The following is a 19,186-nucleotide window of genomic DNA, read 5'->3' as shown; positions in this document are numbered from 1 at the left end:
TCTCGAGACCCTGATGGTTGATAATCCCATGCGGCACCAGCCCTTTCCATAATTTGCGCTAGGTGGTATGCTAGTAATACCTAATTAAATAAGGTGATGACGGCCTTCTTCCTGGGAATGTTAAATGCTGGACGATCTGGACCAACGCCTTCTCGAAATCTTGATCCGGGATTCACGAACCTCGTTGAAGGAACTGGCCCAGCAGGTCGGGTTGTCGTCGCCAAGCGTTTCGGAGCGGCTTCGGCGTCTCGAGGATCGCGGCGTCATCCGGGCCTTCACCGTCGAGATCGACCCGCAAGCGCTCGGCTATTCGCTGCAGGCGATCGTTCGCATCCGGCCCTTGCCGGGCAAGCTGCATATCGTCCAGAAGCTGATCGAGGAGATCCCGGAGTTTGGCGAATGCGACAAGGTGACGGGCGACGACTGCTTTGTTGCCCGGTTGTTCGTGCGTTCGATCGGCGATCTCGACAAACTCCTCGACCGTATCGCCGACAAGGCCGAAACGAGCACAGCCATCATCAAGGCGCAGCCGATCCGCAGGCGCCCGCCGCCGCTCGGCGCAACCGCCATCTCAAAAACGTGACAGGCCTCAGCGCTCACGACGCACAGCGTGTGTGTGCACATTTGCAGTCGCGGCGCGAAAGTTTATCGGCTATTCCAGCGTCTACACGCTTTCCCTCCAACTGCTCCCCGCCGATGTCAGGTCTGCTGCTCGATCCGTGGTTCTATGCCGCCGCCATTCCAGCCGTCATCCTGGTCGGTCTGTCCAAGGGCGGCTTTGGCGGTGCGGTCGGCTTCCTCGGCGTGCCGCTGATGGCGCTGGCCATGCCGCCGGTGCAGGCCGCCGCCATCCTGCTACCTATACTGTGCCTGATGGACATCGTCTCGGTGTGGACATGGTGGGGTGTCTACGACCGCAAGATGCTTGCAGACATGATGCCAGGGGCGGTGATCGGCATCGGCCTTGGCTGGCTGACCGCGGCGCTGGTGACGGCGGAAATGGTGCGGCTGATCGTCGGCGCGGTGGCCATTATCTTCGTGCTTCGCTGGGTCTATTTACAGATGCGGCACGGTGCGAGCCACTCAGCCGAGCCCAACCGCGCGGCTGCAGCCTTCTGGGGGACGGTCGCCGGCTTCACCAGCTTCGTCGCCCATGTCGGCGGCCCGCCCTTTCAGGTCTATGCGCTTCCGATCCGGCTCGACCCGAAAGTGCTGTCGGGCACCGCCGCAATCTTCTTTGCCGCCACCAACGCATTGAAGCTCATCCCCTATTTTGCGCTGGGACAGTTCGACACCACCAACCTGACCGCGTCGGCGGTTCTGGTACCGCTGGCGCCGCTTTCGACCATCGCCGGCGCCTGGCTGGTGCGGCGGATGCGGCCGGAACTGTTCTACCCCTTCACCTACGCGACCGTGGCGGTCGTCGCGGTCAAGCTTCTGTGGGACGGGATCGCCGGCCTTCTCTAGATCGCCGTGGCCGAGCTGCCATCAGATTCACGGCAGATTTCGGGCGGCGCTCGGCACCGGCATCGTTCAACGATTGCGCAAGCGCGTCGCGCTTTTTTCTGCTATTTCTGACAGCGCCGGGAAGGGTCGGGCACCACGCGACATCGTCCAGAAACATTGCCGATGCTAATGCGCCGATGCCGGGGACCCGGTGGCGGGTCGACCGCCTGAATTCAACCCATTCCCATGACGGGAAAAGGCAAATCGGGGGATTACTATGCAAAAGGTAGCACGAAATTTCTTCACGCTGGCCGTCATCTACGCGATGTTCGGGATGGCGCTCGGCCTTCAGATGGCGATCAGCCAGGACCATGCGCAGATGCCGACCCACGCGCACATCATGGTGGCCGGATGGCTGATGTCAGCGGTGTTCGCCTTCTTCTACCATCTGTTTCCGGCAGTCGCGGAAAAGAGGCTTGCCACCGTCCATTTCTGGTTGACGGCAATCAGTGGCATCGGCCTGTTGATCGGCCTTTACATCATGCTTGCCGGCAATCCGGCGATCGAGCCGCTGGTGGCAACGTCCTCCATGGGCTTTTACGCGGGATTGCTGCTGTTTGCCTACATCGCACTGCCGGTGGTTTGGAAAGCCGAGCGGCTTCCTGAGGCGCAAAAGGCCTGAGTTCCAAAGGGTTTGAGCATGTGCTGTTACGGCACAGGCGGGCGACGCTTGTTCAAAAAATATCCGCGTCGTTAAGGCTTCATTAAGCTTTACAGGCGTTTACTATGTGCATCCAGTGATCTGGATTCTTACCGAGTGGTTGGAGCCACTTTGTTTGACGCCTCCCTGTTAAACTCCTGAGAGCCGCCTTATCCGCGGCTCTTTTTTTGCCCGCAATCCGGATTGCCTGGGTGTCTGCGCCGCCGTTAACCGTTTGTTAAACATGTGCTTGCCTTCACCCGCCCGGAAGCGCATTTTCAAGCCTCGGTCATATAGGGTGCAGGACGTGACGGCGATGACGCCGATTCGGCCGGCTGTAAGGCAAGTGCAGGGCGTATCGATGAACGACTCTTCGAAGGGAAGCGCGAAGACCATCAAGCTGGCGGAGCGCCGGGTTTTCTCCCAATCCTTCAAGCCGCTGTACCAGGAAGGCATGGGTCTGGTCGAGCAGGCGGCCGAATATCTGGACGGCAAGGGCCGGGCCGAAGCGAAGAAACTGTCCAGGCTGGCGGCGACGCTCTATGCCGCCGAATCGATGCGGCTGACCACGAGGCTGATGCAGGTCGCCTCCTGGCTGCTTTTGCAGCGCGCGGCCAATTCCGGAGAGATGACCCGCGATCAGGTTGCATCCGAAAAATCCAAGGTGCGTCTCGATACCGCTTCCGCCAATAACGATGCCGCAGGCTGGGTCGAACTGCCCAAGGATTTTCTTGACCTCGTCAACCGCTCGCTGCGCCTGCAGGCGCTGGTGCGCCGCATGGACGAGGAGATCTACGGCAGCGCCGTGGCCGACGTTTCGCCATCCGGCCGCCGCGTCAATCCGGTTTCCGACCAGATCACGCTGCTCAACACGGCTTTCGCCCGCGGCTGATAGGCAATCGCTTCTTCGTTTCTGGTTTGTTCACATTTCGCTGGCATCGCTGTCCGCCAAGGGTAGACTTGGCGGATGGGGGAAACGATTCGCATCATCGGCATCGATCCGGGGCTGAGGCGCACCGGCTGGGGCATCGTCGAGAGCCTCGGCAATTCACTGCGCTTCGTCGCCTCCGGCACCGTGCGTTCCGACGACAAGGCGGCGCTGGCGACGCGGCTTTGCCAGTTGCATGATGGGCTCGCCGAGATACTGCATACCGCTATGCCGCACGAGGCGGCGGTCGAGCAGACTTTTGTCAACAAGGATGCAGTAGCGACGCTCAAGCTCGGCCAGGCGCGCGGCATCGCCATGCTGGTGCCGGCGCTGGCCGGCTTGGTCGTTGCCGAATATGCGCCCAACGCCATCAAGAAAGCGGTGATCGGCGTCGGTCATGGCGACAAGAAGCAAATCCACATGATGGTCAAGGTGCTGATGCCGAAGGCGACTTTCGACACCGACGATGCCGCCGACGCGCTGGCCATTGCCATCTGCCACGCGCATCACCGGCAGAGCGTTGCCTATAGGATGGCGGCGCTGGTCTAGAGCGACGTGCGTCCATGTGGACGCACAAAGTACCGTCTAGCACCTTTGAATGCACGCATCGTGCTTTCCGAAAATCGTTTCCGATTTTCGCGCCGATGCGATAAGTTTGTTCTTGACTTGTTCTTGGCTCAGCAATAAGTAATACCTGCGAGGTATTACCATGCGGGTGACAACCAAAGGACAGGTGACGATCCCGAAAGAGATACGGGATCGCCTGGGTATCGGCCCAGGCTCGGAGGTGGAGTTCTTGCCTGCCGACGACGGCGTCCGCGTCGTTGCGGTCAACGAAAATATTTCCGAAGAAGAGGCTTCCCGTAGGTTCAGCCAGCTGCTCGATCATATGGCCGGTACGTTGGATCTGGGAGGCATGACGACGGATGAATATATGGAGTGGCTGAGGGGTCCACGTGAAGATCTCGACATTGATTGACACAAATGTCCTGATCGATGTTTGGGGTCCTGCCAGGCGGGAGGCGAAGTGGTCGGTATCGGCGATCACCGCATGCCGGCGCGATGGCGCTCTCGTTATCAACACGATCGTCTGGTCCGAACTGGCGCCGCTGATAGCGACGGGGCCGGCACTTCGTAAAGCAGTCGAAACGCTCAAGATGGATCGCGAACTCTTGCCATGGGAAGCGGCATTCCTCGCCGGTGTAACGCATTCCCGCTATCGCCGCGCTGGCGGGGTCCGCGAACGAACCCTGCCGGATTTCTTCATTGCAGCCCATGCCGTTGTTGCTGGACATCGTTTGCTGACACGCGATGCCGCGCGCTATCGCAGCTACTTCCCGGACCTCGACATCATGTCTCCGGAAACCTATCCATGAGGGCTTTGTACACATGAGAGCTTTGGCATGATCGGCAAGCTTAAAGGCACGCTGGACGAAATCGACGAGGATTTCTGCATCGTCGACGTGCACGGCGTCGGCTATGTCGCCCACTGCTCGGTGCGTACGCTTGCCGCGTTGCCGGCACCCGGCGAGGCGGTGGTGCTGTTCATCGAGACCTATGTGCGCGAGGACATGCTGCGGCTCTACGGTTTCCAGTCGGTGCTGGAGCGCGAATGGTTCCGGCTGCTGATGAGCAATGTGCAGGGCGTCGGCGCCAAGGTGGCGCTGGCTATTCTCTCGACGCTGGCGCCGGCCGATCTCGCCAATGCCATCGCGCTCCGTGATATTGCCATGGTCAGCCGCGCGCCGGGCGTCGGCAAGAAGGTGGCCGAGCGCATCGTCACCGAACTGAAGAACAAGGCGCCAGCCTATGCGGGCGCTGCCTCCGGCACCATCGGCCTGAAGCAGGAACTCGGCGAAGGCGTCGCACCGGCGCCGATCACCGACGCCGTCTCGGCGCTGGTCAATCTCGGCTATTCGCGCGACATCGCCGCCAATGCGGTGGCGGCGGCGCTGAAAAGCGCCGGCCAGGATGCGGATGCATCGAAGCTGATCCGCTTCGGGCTGAAGGAGCTGGCGCGGTGAGACGTTGCCCGAGAACTAAATTCCGACTAGGAACAAGAGCATGGGCGGATATGCGGGCTTGACCCCCAGGGGGCAGCTTTCGATTCCAAAGAAAGTCCGGGACGAGTTGTCGCTCAAGGCAGGCGATACGATTGCGTGGACGGTCGTGGATGGTCTCCTGATAGGAACGCCGCGCAATCTCGGATTTGCCGACCTCGCTGGATTTCTGGGCGATCCGCCCGGCGGTCTCGCCACACTGGAGGAAATCGACGCCGCGGTCGGGGATGCCGTCGGTCGCCATGTCGCTGGTGATCGCGATGGAAGTGGGCGCGCCGCATGAGCCTTTCGCCACGCCTCATTGCTCCCGACAAGCGCGGCGAGGATGCCGAGCAAACCTTGCGGCCGCAGACGCTCGGCGATTTTGTCGGCCAGGCGGCGGTGCGGGCCAATCTTAAAGTGTTCATCGAGGCCGCCAAGGGCCGCAGCGAGGCGCTCGACCACGTGCTGTTCGTCGGCCCGCCCGGCCTCGGGAAGACGACCTTGGCGCAGATCATGGCGCGCGAGCTCGGCGTCAATTTCCGCTCGACCTCCGGTCCGGTCATCGCCAAGGCCGGTGATCTGGCGGCCCTGCTCACCAATCTCGAAGACCGCGACGTGCTGTTCATCGACGAGATCCACCGGCTCAACCCGGCGGTCGAGGAAATTCTCTATCCGGCGATGGAGGATTTCCAGCTCGACCTCATCATCGGCGAAGGGCCGGCGGCGCGCTCGGTCAAGATCGATCTTGCCCGCTTCACCCTGGTCGCCGCCACCACCCGGCTCGGCCTTTTGACCAACCCGCTGCGCGATCGCTTCGGCATCCCGGTCCGTCTCAATTTCTACTCCGTCGAGGAACTGGAGCAGATCGTGCGGCGCGGTGCCCGCATTCTTGCCATGCCGCTCGGCGACGACGGCGCGCTGGAGATCGCGCGACGCGCGCGCGGCACGCCGCGCATCGCCGGCCGGCTGTTGCGCCGCGTGCGCGATTTTGCCTCCGTCGCCGGCGACGGTCATGTCGACCGGCAGATCGCCGACGAAGCGCTGACGCGGCTGGAGGTCGATGCGCTCGGCCTCGACGCGCTCGACCGCCGCTACCTCTCGATGATCGCGCGGAATTTTGGCGGCGGGCCGGTCGGCATCGAGACGATCGCGGCAGGGCTTTCCGAGCCGCGCGACGCCATAGAGGACATCATCGAGCCCTATCTGATCCAGCAGGGTTTTATTCAGCGCACACCGCGCGGCCGCGTGCTGACCGCCAATGCCTGGCGGCATCTCGGCCTCGATGCGCCGAAGGACCTGGCGCAGCAGCAGATCAGCCTGTTCCAGGAAGAGTAGCGTCCGCGCCGCCTTGCGGCTTCACTCCTGCGCAAAATCTCCTAATCCTGGTCAGCTTGCCGGCGCATTTGCGGGCTCTAACAGCTTCGCTGTGGGGACCGTCGGTTCCACAAACGACGGGGTCGAGCAATGATCACCAGGCGTGGCTTCCTGCGCCTCATCGGCGGTTCGTTCTTGTCGGCCGTGTCGCTCAGCGCTTATGCGGTTGGCCTCGAGCCGATGCTGCTGACGCATGTAAAGCGCTATTCATTGACGCCGCCAAACTGGCCTGCAGGATTGCGGCTTCGCGTTGTCGCTCTCGCCGATATTCATGCTTGCCGGCCATGGATGACGCCGGAGCGGATCAGGTCGCTTGCCGAACGGGCGAACAGCCTGCAGCCGGATCTGATTGTCCTGCTTGGCGACTATGCAGCCGGCACACGCCTGGTTTCGGACTGGGTGGGTTCCTCCGAATGGGCGCCGGCGTTGTCCGGCCTGAAGGCGCCGCTCGGCGTGTGGTCGATCCTTGGCAACCACGACTGGTGGGAGGACCTTTCCGCGCAGAAGGCCGGGTTTGGACCGACGGTGGCGCGCCGGGCGCTCGAAAGTGCCGGCATCCCGGTCCTGGAAAACGATTCGGTGCGCCTGGAAAAAGACGGGCATGGCTTCTGGGTCGCCGGACTTGCGGACCAACTTGCGCTGCGGCCGGGCAAGGCCTGGGGCCGCAGCAGATTCAAAGGACTGGACGACCTGCATGGCACGCTGGCAAAGGTGCCCGACAAGGCTCCCGTTATCCTGCTGGCGCATGAGCCGGACATATTCCCGAAGGTCCCGTCCCGGGTATCGTTGACGCTTTCCGGTCATACCCATGGCGGACAGTTGCGGTTGCTCGGCTATTCTCCGGTCGTGCCGTCCCGCTTCGGCAACCGTTTTGCCTATGGCCACATCGTCGAGCAAAACCGCAACCTGATCGTCTCCGGAGGGCTCGGTTTTAGCATCCTGCCGGTGCGTTTTGGGATGCGCCCAGAGATTCTTTCGATCGAACTGGGTTCCGCCTGAACCGCTTCAATGAAGTGACTTGATCGCGTCCATAACATCCGGCTCGGCCTTGTCGCCATCAAACGCCTGGACGATGCCGAAGGCGCCGCCATAGCTCCAGACCGACCACGAGAAGCCATGGGCTTCTGCGCGCGCGATCATGTCCCTGACATAGGCGGCGCGGTATTCGGCCGGCATCACATGGGCATTGCCGTATTCCTGGCGGATCATGCCGAATTCGCCGAGCGTGATGTTCTCCGGCTTGATGCCGTTGGCCTTTGCCCAAGCTTCGACCCTGGTGAACGGCGCATCCATCAGTCGGAGTAGCTTCTCGTCCGAGTCCATGCCGGCGACCTGTTCGTCGAGATAGGCGAGCAGCCCGCTCTGTCGCGTCCATGGCGCCTCGGCCTTGATCCTTGCGCGGATCGTATCGAGCGTAACCTCCAGCTGGGCACGGGGGACCGCGCTGAACGGATAGGGCAGGCCGGTCACATAGGGAATGAAATCGCCGGCCCAGGTCGCGCCCTGATGGGTCAGCAGGAACGGGTCGTAGGAGTGAAAGGTCCAGATGATGTTGTCGTCCGGGATCGCCTTCGGATCGATCTTTGCCAGCGATGCCGCACTGGAATAGCAGGCGCCGGTCAGGATCAGGGTGAGCTTGGTGGCCGACGAACGCGCCGCCGCGAACAGTCTCTGCTGGCGCTCCGGCCAGAGGCCGGTGCCATCGGCGTCACAGTCGACAACCGGCTCGTTCATCGGCTCGAAAGCGACTTGGCGCGGATCCTCATCGGCCAGCGTGCGCGCCATCTTGCGCACCATTTCGACATAGGCTTCGAAGGTTTTCGGGTCGTTCATCACCTCTCCCATGCCGATCTTGCGGCTGCTGCCGCTGGGGATCAGGTGCATGTCGACGATCACCTTCAGCCCGGCGCGATTGACCATGCGCACCGAGTCCAGCACGCTGGCATAGAGATCGTCGCGCAGCGCCAGCGTCTCGCCGGACAGGAGCGGCGACGGGTCGACCGGCATGCGCAGGAAATCGAAGCCGGCGCTCTTCAGCGCCTTAAGGTCGTCGTCGTTGAGGAACTTGCGCCATTCCGGATAGGGCAGTATCGCGTGCCGGTCGCCCCACTTGTCCTCGCCCGGCCATGTCGTCCATTGGTCGAGATTGAGGCCGCGCTTCACCGAAAAGCTCGCCGCCTGGCCCGGCAGCACCAGCGCGGTCAACACAAGCAGCGCCGCCATCAAGGTCTTGATCATCGCCGTCAACAGTGCCATCGGGTTCTTGCGCCAAACTAATGCGTGTCGCCCAAAAATGTGTAGCGGTTTTGGGACAACGACCGCACTGAAACAACTGCCTAAAGCGCGTCACGCTTTAGGTGCCCGGTCAGTCCCGAAAAGGAAAGCGCAATGGACGATCATGGTGAATCGGCGGCGCTCTGCGCTGGGCTTTCCGGCGCTCTGACGGAATTCGGCCACCGGCTGATGGCGCGGGTCTATTATGCCGACACCGATTTCTCCGGCGTCGTCTATCACGCGCGCTATCTCGAATTCTTCGAGCGCGGCCGTTCCGACTATCTCAGGCTTGCCGGCGTCCATCACACCGAGCTCGCCGAGGGCAAGCACGGCGAAAGAATAGTCTGGGTGGTGCGGCGCATGGAGATCAACTTCCGCGGATCCGCTCGTATGGACGACATCTTGACCATAGAGACGCGCACCGAGGACATTTCGGGCGCCCGCATCTTCATGGCGCAGCAGCTGAAGCGCGGCAGCGAGGTGCTGGTCGAGGCGCGGGTCGAGGCGGCGATCATCGGCGAGAACGGCCGGCCAAGGCGTTTTCCTAAGGAATGGATCGCTGCCTTCATGCCCGAGGCAAATCAGTAGGTTACCGACGTCAATAATTCGCTGACGGTCCCACGCGACTCGCTCAAGGCGCGGCAATGCGCCGCGCCGGTACATCCTAACCGATCCTTAACCATAACGGTTCATGAAGAGAGTGGTGAAGATTGGAGGAATCCAGCGCCTTCCTTTCACCAAGATTTGCCCCGAAAAGGCCGCCAACGGTGCATTTTGGGTTATTCCGCAAGCTTTGCGCGAACGGATCATAAGGGATGCCCATGGGCCAGCCGCCAGCCGTGCCCGGAAAATTCTTAAGGACGTAACCATGGAAAATATCGCACTCGCCGAACCGGGCGCGCATTTGTCGATTTGGGCGCTGTTCATGCAGGCCGGCTGGGTGGTCAAGCTGGTCATGATCGGGCTGCTCTGCGCCTCGATCTGGACCTGGGCGATCATCGTCGACAAGCTCGTCGCCTATGGCCGCATGCGGCTCGCGCTCAATCGCTTCGAACAGGTATTCTGGTCCGGGCAGTCGCTGGAGGAACTCTACCGCACGCTCGCCGACCGCAAAACGACCGGCATGGGCGCCATCTTCGTCGCCGCCATGCGCGAATGGAAGAAGAGCTTCGAGAAGGGTGCGAAATCGCCGCTTGGCCTGCAGACCCGCATCGACAAGGCGATGGACCTAGCGCTGACCCGCGAAATGGAAAAGCTGGAAGGACGGCTTGGCTTTCTCGCCACCACCGGCTCGGCGGCGCCCTTCATCGGCCTGTTCGGCACCGTGATCGGCATCATGACCTCGTTCCAAGCGATCGCCGCATCCAAGAATACCAGCCTGTCGGTGGTCGCACCCGGCATTGCCGAAGCGCTGCTGGCCACGGCAATAGGCCTGCTCGCGGCCATTCCCGCCGTCATCGCCTACAACAAGCTGTCGTCGGACGCGAGCAAGATCGCCGTGCGCATGGAAGGGTTCGCGGACGAGTTCTCCGCCATACTCTCGCGCCAAATCGATGAAAAAGTCGCGCAGAAGACCTGAGGGACAATCATGGGAATGTCTGTAGGCGCGGGTGGCGGAGGACGCGGTGGTCGCGGCCACAGGCGGCGCGGCCGCCATCACGCGATGATATCGGAAATCAACGTCACGCCGATGGTCGACGTGATGCTGGTGCTGCTGATCATCTTCATGGTCGCGGCGCCATTGCTGACGGTCGGCGTGCCGATCGACCTGCCGGACACACAGGCCAAGGCGATGAACGCCGATACGCAGCCTATAACCGTCTCCATCAACCCGGCCGGCCAGATTTACCTGCAGGAAACTGAGATCCCGATCGACGAACTGGTGGCGAAGCTGCAGGCGATCTCGAAGACCGGCTACGACGAGCGCATCTTCATCAGGGGTGACAAGGCGACGGATTATGGCACCGCCATGAAGGTGATGGCCCGCATCTCGGCCGCCGGATACAAGAATATCGGCCTGGTTTCACTTCAGGAACAGGATCAGTAGACGCAAGATGAGGACCGGCCTCACCACATCGGTGATCTTGCATGCGGTCGTGATCGGCTTCGGCCTGTTCACGCTGTCGGCGCCGGCTGCATTGCCGGCGTCCGATGCCGAGTCGCTGGCGGTCGAAATCGTGCCGATGGAGGCGATCGCGCAAATACAGAAAGGCGACAAGAAAGCTGCGGTGAGTGAAAAGCCGGCGCCATTGCCGACCCAGCGCCCGGACATCGTGGCCGACGCCCAGACGGTCGGCGACAACAGCGTCGATACCGACAAGCCGCCGACGCCGGATCCCAAGCCCCAGCCAGTCGATAAGGCTGAGGCGCCGCCGCCCGCGCCGACGCCAAAAGAGAAGCCGAAGCCTGAGGACGTGCCGAAGCCGAAGGAGCAGCCCAAGCCTGTTCCGGCGACAGAGGTCGCACCGGTCCCGCAGCCGAAGGAAGAGGTCAAGCCCGAGCCGGTCAAGCAGGCGGAGCCAAAACCGACACCAGCCAAGGAACCGGCGCCGACGCCGCCGCAGGACAAGACCGCCGCCATCGACCCGCAGCCTGAGGTCAAACCCGACGCCGTCGCCGAAGCGATTGCCAAGGAACCGCCCACCGTGACGACGCAGCTTCCGGACTCTGCGCCTGCCCCGCAGGCGCGGCCGAAGCCGCAGCCGGCCCAGGCCGAAAGCGCCAAGGCGCCGGAGCGCAAGGACGCCGACAAGCCGGTCAAGGAGGCCTCGTCCAAGCCGAAATCGGAAGACAAGCAGTTCAACGCCGACGAGATTTCCGCTTTGCTCGACAAGCGAAAGCCGTCCGGCGGCGGCGCCAAGCGTTCGACCCAGCAGGCATCGCTCGGCGGGGACAAGAATCAGGGCCAAAAGCTTTCAAGGTCGGAGCAGGGGGCGTTGGAGGCTCAGCTTGGTGGTTGCTGGACCCTGCCGGTAGGGCTCGAGGGTTCCGAGAATTTCGTCGTCGTCGTCCGGTTCAACCTCGACGCCTCCGGCAAGCTGGACGGACGGCCATCCGTTGAACAGTCGAGCGGAAACCGCCCGTTCGACGAAAGTGCCGTGCGCGCGGTTCAGAAATGCGATGTGGCCGGCCTGCAGGTTCCCGCGGGCAAACAAGACATCTGGGCCGACGTCCGGGTCACTTTCGATCCGAGGGAGATGCTGGGCCTTTAGGCCTGGCGCCCCCGTAGAATCATTGAAGAGAAGCGAGAAGACATGAAATCCATCCTCAAGCCGCTCCTGATGATCGTAGCGATGGCGCTGGGCATGACTGCCGCCGCCACCTTGCCGGCGCGGGCGCTCGTTGAACTCAACGTCAACAAAGGCAATGTCGAGCCGCTGCCGATTGCCATCACCGATTTCCAGGGCGGAGATGCGTTGGGCGCGGAGATTTCCGGCATCGTCAGCGCCGACCTGAAACGCTCGGGCCTGTTCGCGCCGATCGACAAGAGCGCCTTCATTGAAAAGATCTCCAATCCGGATGCCACCCCCCGCTTCGAGGACTGGAAGGTGATCAATGCCCAGGCGCTGGTCACCGGCAGCGTCAGCAAGGAGGCCGATGGCCGCGTCCGCGCCCAGTACAGGCTGTGGGACACCTTTGCCGGCCAGCAGATGTCGGGCGAGCAGTTCTTCGCCAACGACGCCAACACAAGGCGCGTCGCCCATATCATCGCCGACGCGATCTATGAGCGGCTGACCGGCGAGAAGGGCTATTTCGACACGCGCGTCGTTTTCATCGACGAATCGGGCGCAAAGAACGCGCGCAAGAAGCGCCTCGCGATCATGGACCAGGACGGCGCCAACGTCCGCTATCTGTCGGATGGCAGGTCGATCGTGCTGACCCCGCGTTTCTCGCCAAACCGGCAGGAAATCACCTACATGTCCTATGAAAGCGGCCAGCCGAAGGTCTATCTGCTGCAGATCGAGACAGGGCAGCGTGAACTGGTCGGCGACTTTCCCGGCATGACCTTTGCACCGCGCTTCTCGCCCGACGGCCAGAAGGTGATCATGAGCCTGCTGCGCGACGACGGCAATTCCAACATCTTCGCCATGGATCTGAGAAGCCGCTCGACGACCAGGCTCACCAATTCGACGGCCATCGACACCTCGCCGTCCTATTCGCCGGATGGCAGCAAGGTTGTGTTCACCTCCGACCGCGGCGGCCGCGCGCAGATCTATGTGATGGGCGCCGACGGTTCGGGCCAGACCCGCATCTCCTTCGGCGACGGCGTCTATTCGACGCCGGTGTGGTCGCCGCGCGGCGATCTCATCGCCTTCACCAAGCAGACTGCCGGCGAATTCCAGATCGGCGTCATGCGCGTCGACGGTTCGGGCGAGCGCATCCTTTCGACCGGCTTCCAGCAGGAGGGGCCGACCTGGGCGCCCAACGGGCGGGTGCTGATGTTCTTCCGCGATTCAGCCGGCGGGCCGAAACTCGTTTCGGTCGATCTCACCGGCCGCAACGAACAGTCGATCCCGACCGCGAATTTCGCGTCGGACCCGGCCTGGTCGCCGCTGCTCGAGTGAGAGGAATTGGAGAATTGAAGAATTGAAGAATTGAAGAGATGGAGAAAACGGGATTCCTCAGCTCTTCAATTCACTCCTTTCACCGCTTGGTCGCGTTTTAGCCGCATTTCCGCCTACGGTCCGCGCACATTGTGGACCCGTCGGGCGGCGCCTGGCAAAACGGCTGCGGACGGCAGCCGAAACCAAATTTTAACCGTGTTTCTTGAGCGCCGGTTAACCCAAACGTGGTTACTGGACGATCAACGAAATCACTCGAATTGCGAAGGAGAGGCGGCATGGACCGTATCGCAGCACTTACCAGAAACCCGGTGATGATCGCGCTGGTGGCATCGCTCGCCATCGCCGGTTGCGCCTCGAAGAAGACCCCGAACAGCGCCGCCGATCTCGGTCTCAGCGGCGCCGGGGCGGCAACGCCCGGATCGGCCCAGGACTTCACCGTCAACATCGGCGACCGCATCTTCTTCGATACGGATTCGTCCTCAATCCGCGCCGACGCGCAGACGACGCTTTCGCGCCAGGCGCAATGGCTGAACCAGTATAGGCAGTATGCCATCGTCATCGAAGGCCATGCCGACGAGCGCGGCACGCGCGAATACAATCTGGCGCTCGGCGCCCGCCGTGCCGCCGCCACCCGCGACTTCCTCGTCGCCAGAGGTGTTTCCGGCCAGCGCCTGAAGACCATTTCCTACGGCAAGGAGCGTCCGGTCGCGGTTTGCGACGACATCTCCTGCTGGTCGCAGAACCGCCGCGCCGTCACCACGATCAGCGGCGCCGGTTCTTGATCGGCAAAAATGCAACATATATGTGCGAAAGGCGGCCGCGGCCGCCTTTTTCATGTCGGGCGCCCGTATATGGGACTTGAAACAAAATTTGGCCGAAGTTCCTGCGTCCTGCTAAGAGCCGAAGCGCCTGACGGTCCCACTACGATCGGAAGGCACGCAACAGGCTAACAATTTTACGGCGAGAGGCACATGCATTTCAGATCGGTCTTGAGCGGCACGCTTGCGCTGCTGCTCGTATCAAGCGTCGCCGCACTTGCTGGCGGTACGGGGGCAAGCGGCAATGAGCCACAACCGCCGAAAGGCGGCTTTTCCTTCCAGTTGCCGACCATCAAGCTGCCCGGCGTTTTCGGTGAAAGAAAGAAACCGGATCAGGTTCAATTCGCCCAGGATGGCACCGGCACTACGGCGCTGGAGGAACAACTCCGCCAGATGAATGGCAAGATTGAGGAGCTCAACTTCCAGGTGCTGCAGATGCAGGAACAGATCCGCAAGCAGCAGGAAGACAACGAGTTCCGCTTCCAGCAGCTGGAAGGCGGTTCGCAAGGCGCGCAGCAACCGGCCGAGCAGAAGAAGTCGGACGCCACCACCAACACCGACAGCAGCGTCGCCGAGGCTCCGGCGACGCACGCGCCGGCCGATGCGGGCACACCGCCAGCCGGCGACCAGATCGGGGAGGTCATCGTCGAATCGCCGACGGGCGAACCCGGCACTGTGATCCCGGGCACGCCGCCGAAGACGTTCGGCACCATCACCGTCGACAAGAACGGCAATGTGATCGACGCCGACGGCAACACCCAGGCACATGCACCGGCGCAGAACACCGCCCCTGCCACCAGCGACCAAGCCCCCGGCGACCAAGCCGCTGGCACGCAGGCCGGCAAGTCCGACGATACGGTGGTCGCGGCGCTGCCCGCCACCGACGACCCAGAGGAGCTTTACCGCAACTCCTACCAATTCATCCTGTCGGGCGACTACAGCACTGCCGAACAGGGTTTTCGCGACCACATCGCCCGCTTCCCCAAGGACGCCAAGGCGGCGGACGCGCATTACTGGCTGGGTGAGTCGCTGCTCGGCCAGCAGAAATACCGCGACGCGGCCGAGACTTTCCTCGCCGCCAGCAAGGACTATCCGAAGGCCAAGAAGGCTCCCGACATGCTGCTGAAGCTCGGTGTCTCGCTGGTCGGATTGAATCAGCGCGACGTGGCCTGCGCCACTTTCGGCGAGATCGGCAAGCGCTATCCCAACGTTTCCGGCACGCTCAAGGAACGCGTCAAGCAGGAAAGGGCGCTCGCGGCGTGCTAGTTTTTCTCTTGCATGTCATTGCCCCAAAACCGGGCCTACTTTTGGGCGACATGCATTGACGCTCGAAACCGAGCCTGACCCTTCGGTTTTTTCGCAGATCGACTTTACCAACGGCGCTGTTGCGGCCGTGTCCGGCGGCAGCGACTCGACCGCCCTTCTCCTTCTCCTCAAAGATCACCTCGACCGTACCGCGCCCGCAACGAAATTGCTGGCTGTGACGATCGATCACGGCCTGCGGCCGGGCTCGGCAGCGGAAGCGCAAGCCGTGGCCAGGTTTTGCGTCGGGCGCGGCATTGCCCACCGCACCCTGGTTTGGTCCGGGCGCAAGCCGTCGACCGGCCTGCCAGCTGCCGCGCGAGAGGCACGCTACCGGCTGCTGGCCGAGGCAGCGCAGGCGGAAGGTATGGGCCTGATCCTGACCGGCCACACTGCCGACGACCAGGCCGAGACCGTGCTGATGCGGAAAGCACGCGAGGATAGGGCACGCGAAGATGGGCGAGGTCTCGCCGGCATGGCGCCTGCAACCCTTTACGACTGGCGGATCTGGATCGCACGGCCGCTTCTCGGCACACGGCGGGCGGCGCTGCGCGAAGTCCTGCAGCGCGCGAATGTCGGCTGGGCCGAAGACCCGACCAATGAAGACGAGGCTTTCGAGAGGCCGCGTATCCGCGCAGCGCTTGCCGACGGCAATGGTGCGCAGCGCGTGGAAGACGCGGTGGCGCTGGCCGCGCGGGCTGCGGTGGAGCGCGAACAGCTTGGCCATCGCGCCGCCACGCTGATCCGCGGCTTTGCCAGCAGGCCCGCCGCCGGCCTTATCCGTCTCGATCCGGGCTTCGTGACGGCCGGCGACGAGGCGGCGGCCGTCTACGCGCTGCGCATCCTGCTGGCGACTGTCGGCGGCGTTGCCTTTCTGCCCGACCAGGTTCGCAGCGAGGCGCTGCTCGATCGGCTGCGGGCCACCCCGTTTTGCGCCACATTGTCGCGGACGGTGGTCGATGCACGGCGTACCGGCCTCTTCCTGCGTCGCGAAACCCGCAACCTGCCGCCCGCTGCTCCTGCCGTGGACAATGCCCTCTGGGACGGCCGCCGGAGGATCAAATTGGGCGACGAGCCAGGTGCATTTTTGATCGCGCCGCTCGGCGCGGCTCGTGCCGTAAAACAGGCAATTGCCGAAGACGGCACGCCGCCAAGCCTTGTCCGCGCGGCTCTGGCGGCCGAGCCGGTGCTGTGGCGCGCAAGTGAACTTCTTGGCGAATACCTTGGCGAATGCGTTGGTTCGGCGCAGGACAGCCCGGGCTTGCCGGGAATGGCGTTATGCCCGGTCGTTGCGCCCTTTGCCCGCTTCCTGCCGTCCTTCGACCTGGCGCCGGCCGGAACTGTCGCCGCGCTGATCGGCGCGCCGCTTCTTCCTGCCACGCCTTTTAGCGGCCACACTGCCGGTTGATCGTGGGCGAAAGCTTAACTGCGACATGCTGTTCTGCTTGGCAAGGGAAGGCGCCATCCCTATGTTAGACCCAAGTTTCCTCTCACGACGCGTGTCCGCCAGCGGACACCCACGGGACAATTGATGAATCCGAATTATCGCAATCTCGCGCTCTGGGCGATCATAGCGGTCCTGCTCATCGCTCTCTTCAATCTGTTCCAGACGCCGCAGACGCGCGGGGCAGCGAGCGATGTCCCTTATTCGCAGTTCCTGCAGGATGTCGCGGCTGGCCGGGTCAAGACAGTGACCATAGCGGGTGCCCGCATCTCGGGCACCTATACCGACACCTCTACCGGCTTCCAGACCTATTCGCCGGGTGATCCGTCGCTGGTTTCGAGACTCCAGGACAAGAACGTCACCATCAACGCGCGCCCCGAATCCGACGGTTCCAATTCGCTGTTCGGCTATCTCATCTCCTGGCTGCCGATGATCCTCATCCTTGGCGTCTGGATATTCTTCATGCGCCAGATGCAGTCCGGCTCCGGCCGCGCCATGGGCTTCGGCAAGTCGAAGGCCAAGCTTTTGACCGAAGCGCATGGTCGCGTCACCTTCCAGGACGTCGCCGGCGTCGACGAAGCCAAGCAAGATCTTGAAGAGATCGTCGAATTCCTGCGTGATCCGCAGAAGTTCCAGCGGCTCGGCGGCAAGATCCCGCGCGGCGTGCTGCTCGTCGGTCCTCCCGGGACCGGCAAGACGCTGCTTGCCCGCTCGGTCGCCGGTGAGGCCAACGTGCCGTTCTTCACCATTTCCGGCTCGGACTTTGTCGAGATGTTCGTCGGTGTCGGCGCCAGCCGCGTCCGCGACATGTTCGACCAGGCCAAGAAGAATGCGCCCTGCATCATCTTCATCGACGAAATCGACGCGGTCGGCCGCCATCGCGGCGCCGGCCTCGGCGGCGGCAACGACGAACGCGAGCAGACGCTGAACCAGTTGCTGGTCGAGATGGACGGCTTCGAATCCAACGAAAGCATCATCCTGATCGCCGCTACCAACCGGCCGGACGTACTCGATCCGGCGCTGCTCAGGCCTGGCCGTTTCGACCGCCAGGTGGTGGTGCCGAACCCCGACATCGTCGGCCGCGAGAAGATCCTGAAGGTGCATGTGCGCAACGTGCCGCTGGCGCCCAATGTCGACCTCAAGGTGATAGCACGCGGCACGCCGGGCTTTTCCGGTGCCGACCTGATGAACCTGGTCAATGAATCCGCCCTGATGGCGGCGCGGCGTAACAAGCGCCTTGTCACCATGGCCGAGTTCGAGGACGCCAAGGACAAGATCATGATGGGCGCCGAGCGCCGCTCGTCGGCCATGACCCAGGCCGAGAAGGAACTCACCGCCTATCACGAGGCCGGCCACGCCATTCTGGCGCTGAACGTGCCGTCGGCCGATCCGCTGCACAAGGCGACCATCATCCCGCGCGGCCGGGCGCTTGGCATGGTCATGCAGCTGCCGGAAGGCGATCGCTATTCGATGAGCTACAAATACATGATCTCGCGCCTCGCCATCATGATGGGTGGCCGCGTCGCCGAGGAGTTCAAGTTCGGCAAGGAGAACATCACCTCGGGTGCCTCCTCGGACATCGAGCAGGCAACCAAGCTGGCGCGCGCCATGGTCACGCGCTGGGGCTTCTCCGACAAGCTCGGCCATGTCGCCTATGGCGATAACCAGGAAGAGGTCTTCCTCGGCCATTCGGTGGCGCGCACGCAGAACGTCTCGGAAGAGACGGCGCAGATCATCGACGCCGAAGTGCGCCGGCTGATCGACGAGGCCTATTCGACGGCGAAATCCATCTTGACCAAGAAAAAGAAAGAATGGATCGCGCTGGCGCAGGGGCTTTTGGAATACGAGACGTTGTCCGGCGAGGAGATCAAGCAGCTGATCGCCGGCCACAAGCCCGCCCGCGATCTCGGCGACGACACGCCGCCGAGCCGTGGTTCGGCCGTGCCGAAGTCCGGCAGCCGCCGCAAGAAGGGTCCGGAGCCCGAAGGCGGCATGGAGCCTCAGCCGTCAAGCTAGGGGCCGGCCCAGGAGATTGATTTCGAACGCCGCGGCTGGACCGCGGCGTTTTTTGTTCAGGAGGTTGCCGACAGCCGATCGCGGCGCGAAAGCCTTTCACCCCCACATCGCATCCGCTCCGATAACTGGAATCGGCAAATGTTGAGTTACGAGGGCGCGCTGTCCTGCCGACCTCTCAAGACCTGGGTTCCTCGCCCACCGCGAAGCGGGGGGGAGGTGGGGGGGGCGGGGCCCGCGCGGGGGGGGGGGGTGGGGGCCGCGCCCCCCCGACCGGGGG

The 19,186-nt window shown here is 63.0% G+C and carries 21 protein-coding genes; 20 read left to right on the top strand and 1 reads right to left on the bottom strand.

Annotated features, from left to right (window positions below; genetic code table 11):
- The first annotated feature begins 124 nt into the window (after positions 1-124).
- The 11 genes from AC0L25_RS20650 (at position 125) to AC0L25_RS20600 (ending at position 7,489) form a co-directional block, all read left to right on the top strand.
- Positions 125-583 (top strand): Lrp/AsnC family transcriptional regulator, encoded by a 459-nt coding sequence (locus tag AC0L25_RS20650; protein WP_473597216.1) that lies wholly within the window; start codon positions 125-127, stop codon positions 581-583.
- Between the two features lie 113 nt (positions 584-696).
- Complete coding sequence (locus tag AC0L25_RS20645) at positions 697-1,467, top strand: sulfite exporter TauE/SafE family protein (RefSeq protein ID WP_473597215.1); 771 nt, start codon at positions 697-699, stop codon at positions 1,465-1,467.
- A 256-nt stretch (positions 1,468-1,723) separates the two neighbouring features.
- The gene (locus AC0L25_RS20640; protein WP_352954824.1) at positions 1,724-2,128 is read left to right on the top strand and encodes a hypothetical protein; all 405 of its coding nucleotides are present in this window, start codon (positions 1,724-1,726) and stop codon (positions 2,126-2,128) included.
- 379 nt (positions 2,129-2,507) lie between these two features.
- Entirely contained in the window at positions 2,508-3,038 is a 531-nt protein-coding gene (gene rcdA / locus AC0L25_RS20635; protein WP_095495383.1) for a protease adaptor protein RcdA, read from the top strand.
- A gap of 75 nt (positions 3,039-3,113) precedes the next feature.
- Positions 3,114-3,623, top strand: coding sequence for a crossover junction endodeoxyribonuclease RuvC (ruvC, locus tag AC0L25_RS20630; RefSeq protein ID WP_473597214.1), 510 nt, complete (start codon positions 3,114-3,116; stop codon positions 3,621-3,623).
- Between the two features lie 160 nt (positions 3,624-3,783).
- A complete protein-coding gene (locus AC0L25_RS20625; RefSeq protein WP_352954827.1) occupies positions 3,784-4,053 on the top strand; it encodes an AbrB/MazE/SpoVT family DNA-binding domain-containing protein in 270 nt (89 codons plus the stop codon).
- Entirely contained in the window at positions 4,031-4,450 is a 420-nt protein-coding gene (locus AC0L25_RS20620; protein WP_473597213.1) for a type II toxin-antitoxin system VapC family toxin, read from the top strand. Before AC0L25_RS20625 ends, AC0L25_RS20620 begins: the two co-directional genes overlap by 23 nt.
- A 27-nt stretch (positions 4,451-4,477) precedes the next feature.
- On the top strand, positions 4,478-5,098 hold the full coding sequence (gene ruvA / locus AC0L25_RS20615) for a Holliday junction branch migration protein RuvA (RefSeq protein WP_473597212.1): 621 nt from the start codon (positions 4,478-4,480) through the stop codon (positions 5,096-5,098).
- Between the two features lie 40 nt (positions 5,099-5,138).
- Positions 5,139-5,417, top strand: a complete 279-nt coding sequence (locus AC0L25_RS20610; protein ID WP_473597211.1) for an AbrB/MazE/SpoVT family DNA-binding domain-containing protein — start codon at positions 5,139-5,141, stop codon at positions 5,415-5,417.
- The gene (ruvB, locus tag AC0L25_RS20605; protein WP_027152903.1) at positions 5,414-6,451 is read left to right on the top strand and encodes a Holliday junction branch migration DNA helicase RuvB; all 1,038 of its coding nucleotides are present in this window, start codon (positions 5,414-5,416) and stop codon (positions 6,449-6,451) included. Before AC0L25_RS20610 ends, ruvB begins: the two co-directional genes overlap by 4 nt.
- Positions 6,452-6,580: 129 nt before the next feature.
- Positions 6,581-7,489 carry a metallophosphoesterase gene (locus AC0L25_RS20600; protein WP_473597210.1) on the top strand — a complete coding sequence of 303 codons (909 nt, stop codon included), beginning with the start codon at positions 6,581-6,583 and terminating at the stop codon, positions 7,487-7,489.
- A gap of 6 nt (positions 7,490-7,495) precedes the next feature.
- Here AC0L25_RS20600 and AC0L25_RS20595 read toward each other — a convergent pair whose 3' ends face one another.
- On the bottom strand, positions 7,496-8,746 hold the full coding sequence (locus AC0L25_RS20595; protein ID WP_473597209.1) for a glycoside hydrolase family 5 protein: 1,251 nt from the start codon (positions 8,744-8,746) through the stop codon (positions 7,496-7,498).
- A 132-nt stretch (positions 8,747-8,878) separates the two neighbouring features.
- On the opposite strand from AC0L25_RS20595, the gene ybgC reads away from it, so the two are divergent.
- The 9 genes from ybgC (at position 8,879) to ftsH (ending at position 18,909) form a co-directional block, all read left to right on the top strand.
- On the top strand, positions 8,879-9,352 hold the full coding sequence (gene ybgC, locus AC0L25_RS20590; protein WP_473597208.1) for a tol-pal system-associated acyl-CoA thioesterase: 474 nt from the start codon (positions 8,879-8,881) through the stop codon (positions 9,350-9,352).
- A 280-nt stretch (positions 9,353-9,632) separates the two neighbouring features.
- A complete protein-coding gene (tolQ, locus tag AC0L25_RS20585; protein ID WP_029348869.1) occupies positions 9,633-10,343 on the top strand; it encodes a protein TolQ in 711 nt (236 codons plus the stop codon).
- Between the two features lie 9 nt (positions 10,344-10,352).
- Positions 10,353-10,811 carry a protein TolR gene (tolR, locus tag AC0L25_RS20580; RefSeq protein WP_473597207.1) on the top strand — a complete coding sequence of 153 codons (459 nt, stop codon included), beginning with the start codon at positions 10,353-10,355 and terminating at the stop codon, positions 10,809-10,811.
- Between the two features lie 7 nt (positions 10,812-10,818).
- A complete protein-coding gene (locus AC0L25_RS20575; RefSeq protein ID WP_473597206.1) occupies positions 10,819-11,976 on the top strand; it encodes an energy transducer TonB family protein in 1,158 nt (385 codons plus the stop codon).
- A gap of 69 nt (positions 11,977-12,045) precedes the next feature.
- Entirely contained in the window at positions 12,046-13,329 is a 1,284-nt protein-coding gene (tolB, locus tag AC0L25_RS20570) for a Tol-Pal system beta propeller repeat protein TolB (RefSeq protein ID WP_240992820.1), read from the top strand.
- Between the two features lie 275 nt (positions 13,330-13,604).
- Positions 13,605-14,111 (top strand): peptidoglycan-associated lipoprotein Pal, encoded by a 507-nt coding sequence (pal, locus tag AC0L25_RS20565; RefSeq protein WP_473597205.1) that lies wholly within the window; start codon positions 13,605-13,607, stop codon positions 14,109-14,111.
- 189 nt (positions 14,112-14,300) lie between these two features.
- Complete coding sequence (ybgF, locus tag AC0L25_RS20560) at positions 14,301-15,413, top strand: tol-pal system protein YbgF (protein ID WP_473597204.1); 1,113 nt, start codon at positions 14,301-14,303, stop codon at positions 15,411-15,413.
- Between the two features lie 55 nt (positions 15,414-15,468).
- Positions 15,469-16,857, top strand: coding sequence for a tRNA lysidine(34) synthetase TilS (gene tilS / locus AC0L25_RS20555; RefSeq protein WP_473597203.1), 1,389 nt, complete (start codon positions 15,469-15,471; stop codon positions 16,855-16,857).
- 123 nt (positions 16,858-16,980) lie between these two features.
- Entirely contained in the window at positions 16,981-18,909 is a 1,929-nt protein-coding gene (gene ftsH, locus AC0L25_RS20550; RefSeq protein WP_065011263.1) for an ATP-dependent zinc metalloprotease FtsH, read from the top strand.
- Positions 18,910-19,186 lie beyond the last annotated feature (277 nt).

The organism is Mesorhizobium sp. WSM4813 (assembly GCF_055811555.1).
Note: the sequence above shows the minus strand (reverse complement) of the source record. Positions and strands in the feature narration are given on the sequence as shown.

Coding starts and splice junctions, on each gene's coding strand:
- AC0L25_RS20595 (WP_473597209.1), bottom strand. CDS start 8,746: ATGGCACTGTTGACGGCGATGATCAAGACCTTGATGGCGGCGCTGCTT.
- AC0L25_RS20650 (WP_473597216.1), top strand. CDS start 125: ATGCTGGACGATCTGGACCAACGCCTTCTCGAAATCTTGATCCGGGAT.
- ybgC (WP_473597208.1), top strand. CDS start 8,879: ATGGACGATCATGGTGAATCGGCGGCGCTCTGCGCTGGGCTTTCCGGC.
- ruvC (WP_473597214.1), top strand. CDS start 3,114: ATGGGGGAAACGATTCGCATCATCGGCATCGATCCGGGGCTGAGGCGC.
- AC0L25_RS20575 (WP_473597206.1), top strand. CDS start 10,819: ATGAGGACCGGCCTCACCACATCGGTGATCTTGCATGCGGTCGTGATC.
- rcdA (WP_095495383.1), top strand. CDS start 2,508: ATGAACGACTCTTCGAAGGGAAGCGCGAAGACCATCAAGCTGGCGGAG.
- AC0L25_RS20625 (WP_352954827.1), top strand. CDS start 3,784: ATGCGGGTGACAACCAAAGGACAGGTGACGATCCCGAAAGAGATACGG.
- tolR (WP_473597207.1), top strand. CDS start 10,353: ATGGGAATGTCTGTAGGCGCGGGTGGCGGAGGACGCGGTGGTCGCGGC.
- pal (WP_473597205.1), top strand. CDS start 13,605: ATGGACCGTATCGCAGCACTTACCAGAAACCCGGTGATGATCGCGCTG.
- ybgF (WP_473597204.1), top strand. CDS start 14,301: ATGCATTTCAGATCGGTCTTGAGCGGCACGCTTGCGCTGCTGCTCGTA.
- ruvB (WP_027152903.1), top strand. CDS start 5,414: ATGAGCCTTTCGCCACGCCTCATTGCTCCCGACAAGCGCGGCGAGGAT.
- AC0L25_RS20600 (WP_473597210.1), top strand. CDS start 6,581: ATGATCACCAGGCGTGGCTTCCTGCGCCTCATCGGCGGTTCGTTCTTG.
- AC0L25_RS20640 (WP_352954824.1), top strand. CDS start 1,724: ATGCAAAAGGTAGCACGAAATTTCTTCACGCTGGCCGTCATCTACGCG.
- AC0L25_RS20645 (WP_473597215.1), top strand. CDS start 697: ATGTCAGGTCTGCTGCTCGATCCGTGGTTCTATGCCGCCGCCATTCCA.
- AC0L25_RS20610 (WP_473597211.1), top strand. CDS start 5,139: ATGGGCGGATATGCGGGCTTGACCCCCAGGGGGCAGCTTTCGATTCCA.
- tolQ (WP_029348869.1), top strand. CDS start 9,633: ATGGAAAATATCGCACTCGCCGAACCGGGCGCGCATTTGTCGATTTGG.
- ruvA (WP_473597212.1), top strand. CDS start 4,478: ATGATCGGCAAGCTTAAAGGCACGCTGGACGAAATCGACGAGGATTTC.
- tolB (WP_240992820.1), top strand. CDS start 12,046: ATGATCGTAGCGATGGCGCTGGGCATGACTGCCGCCGCCACCTTGCCG.
- ftsH (WP_065011263.1), top strand. CDS start 16,981: ATGAATCCGAATTATCGCAATCTCGCGCTCTGGGCGATCATAGCGGTC.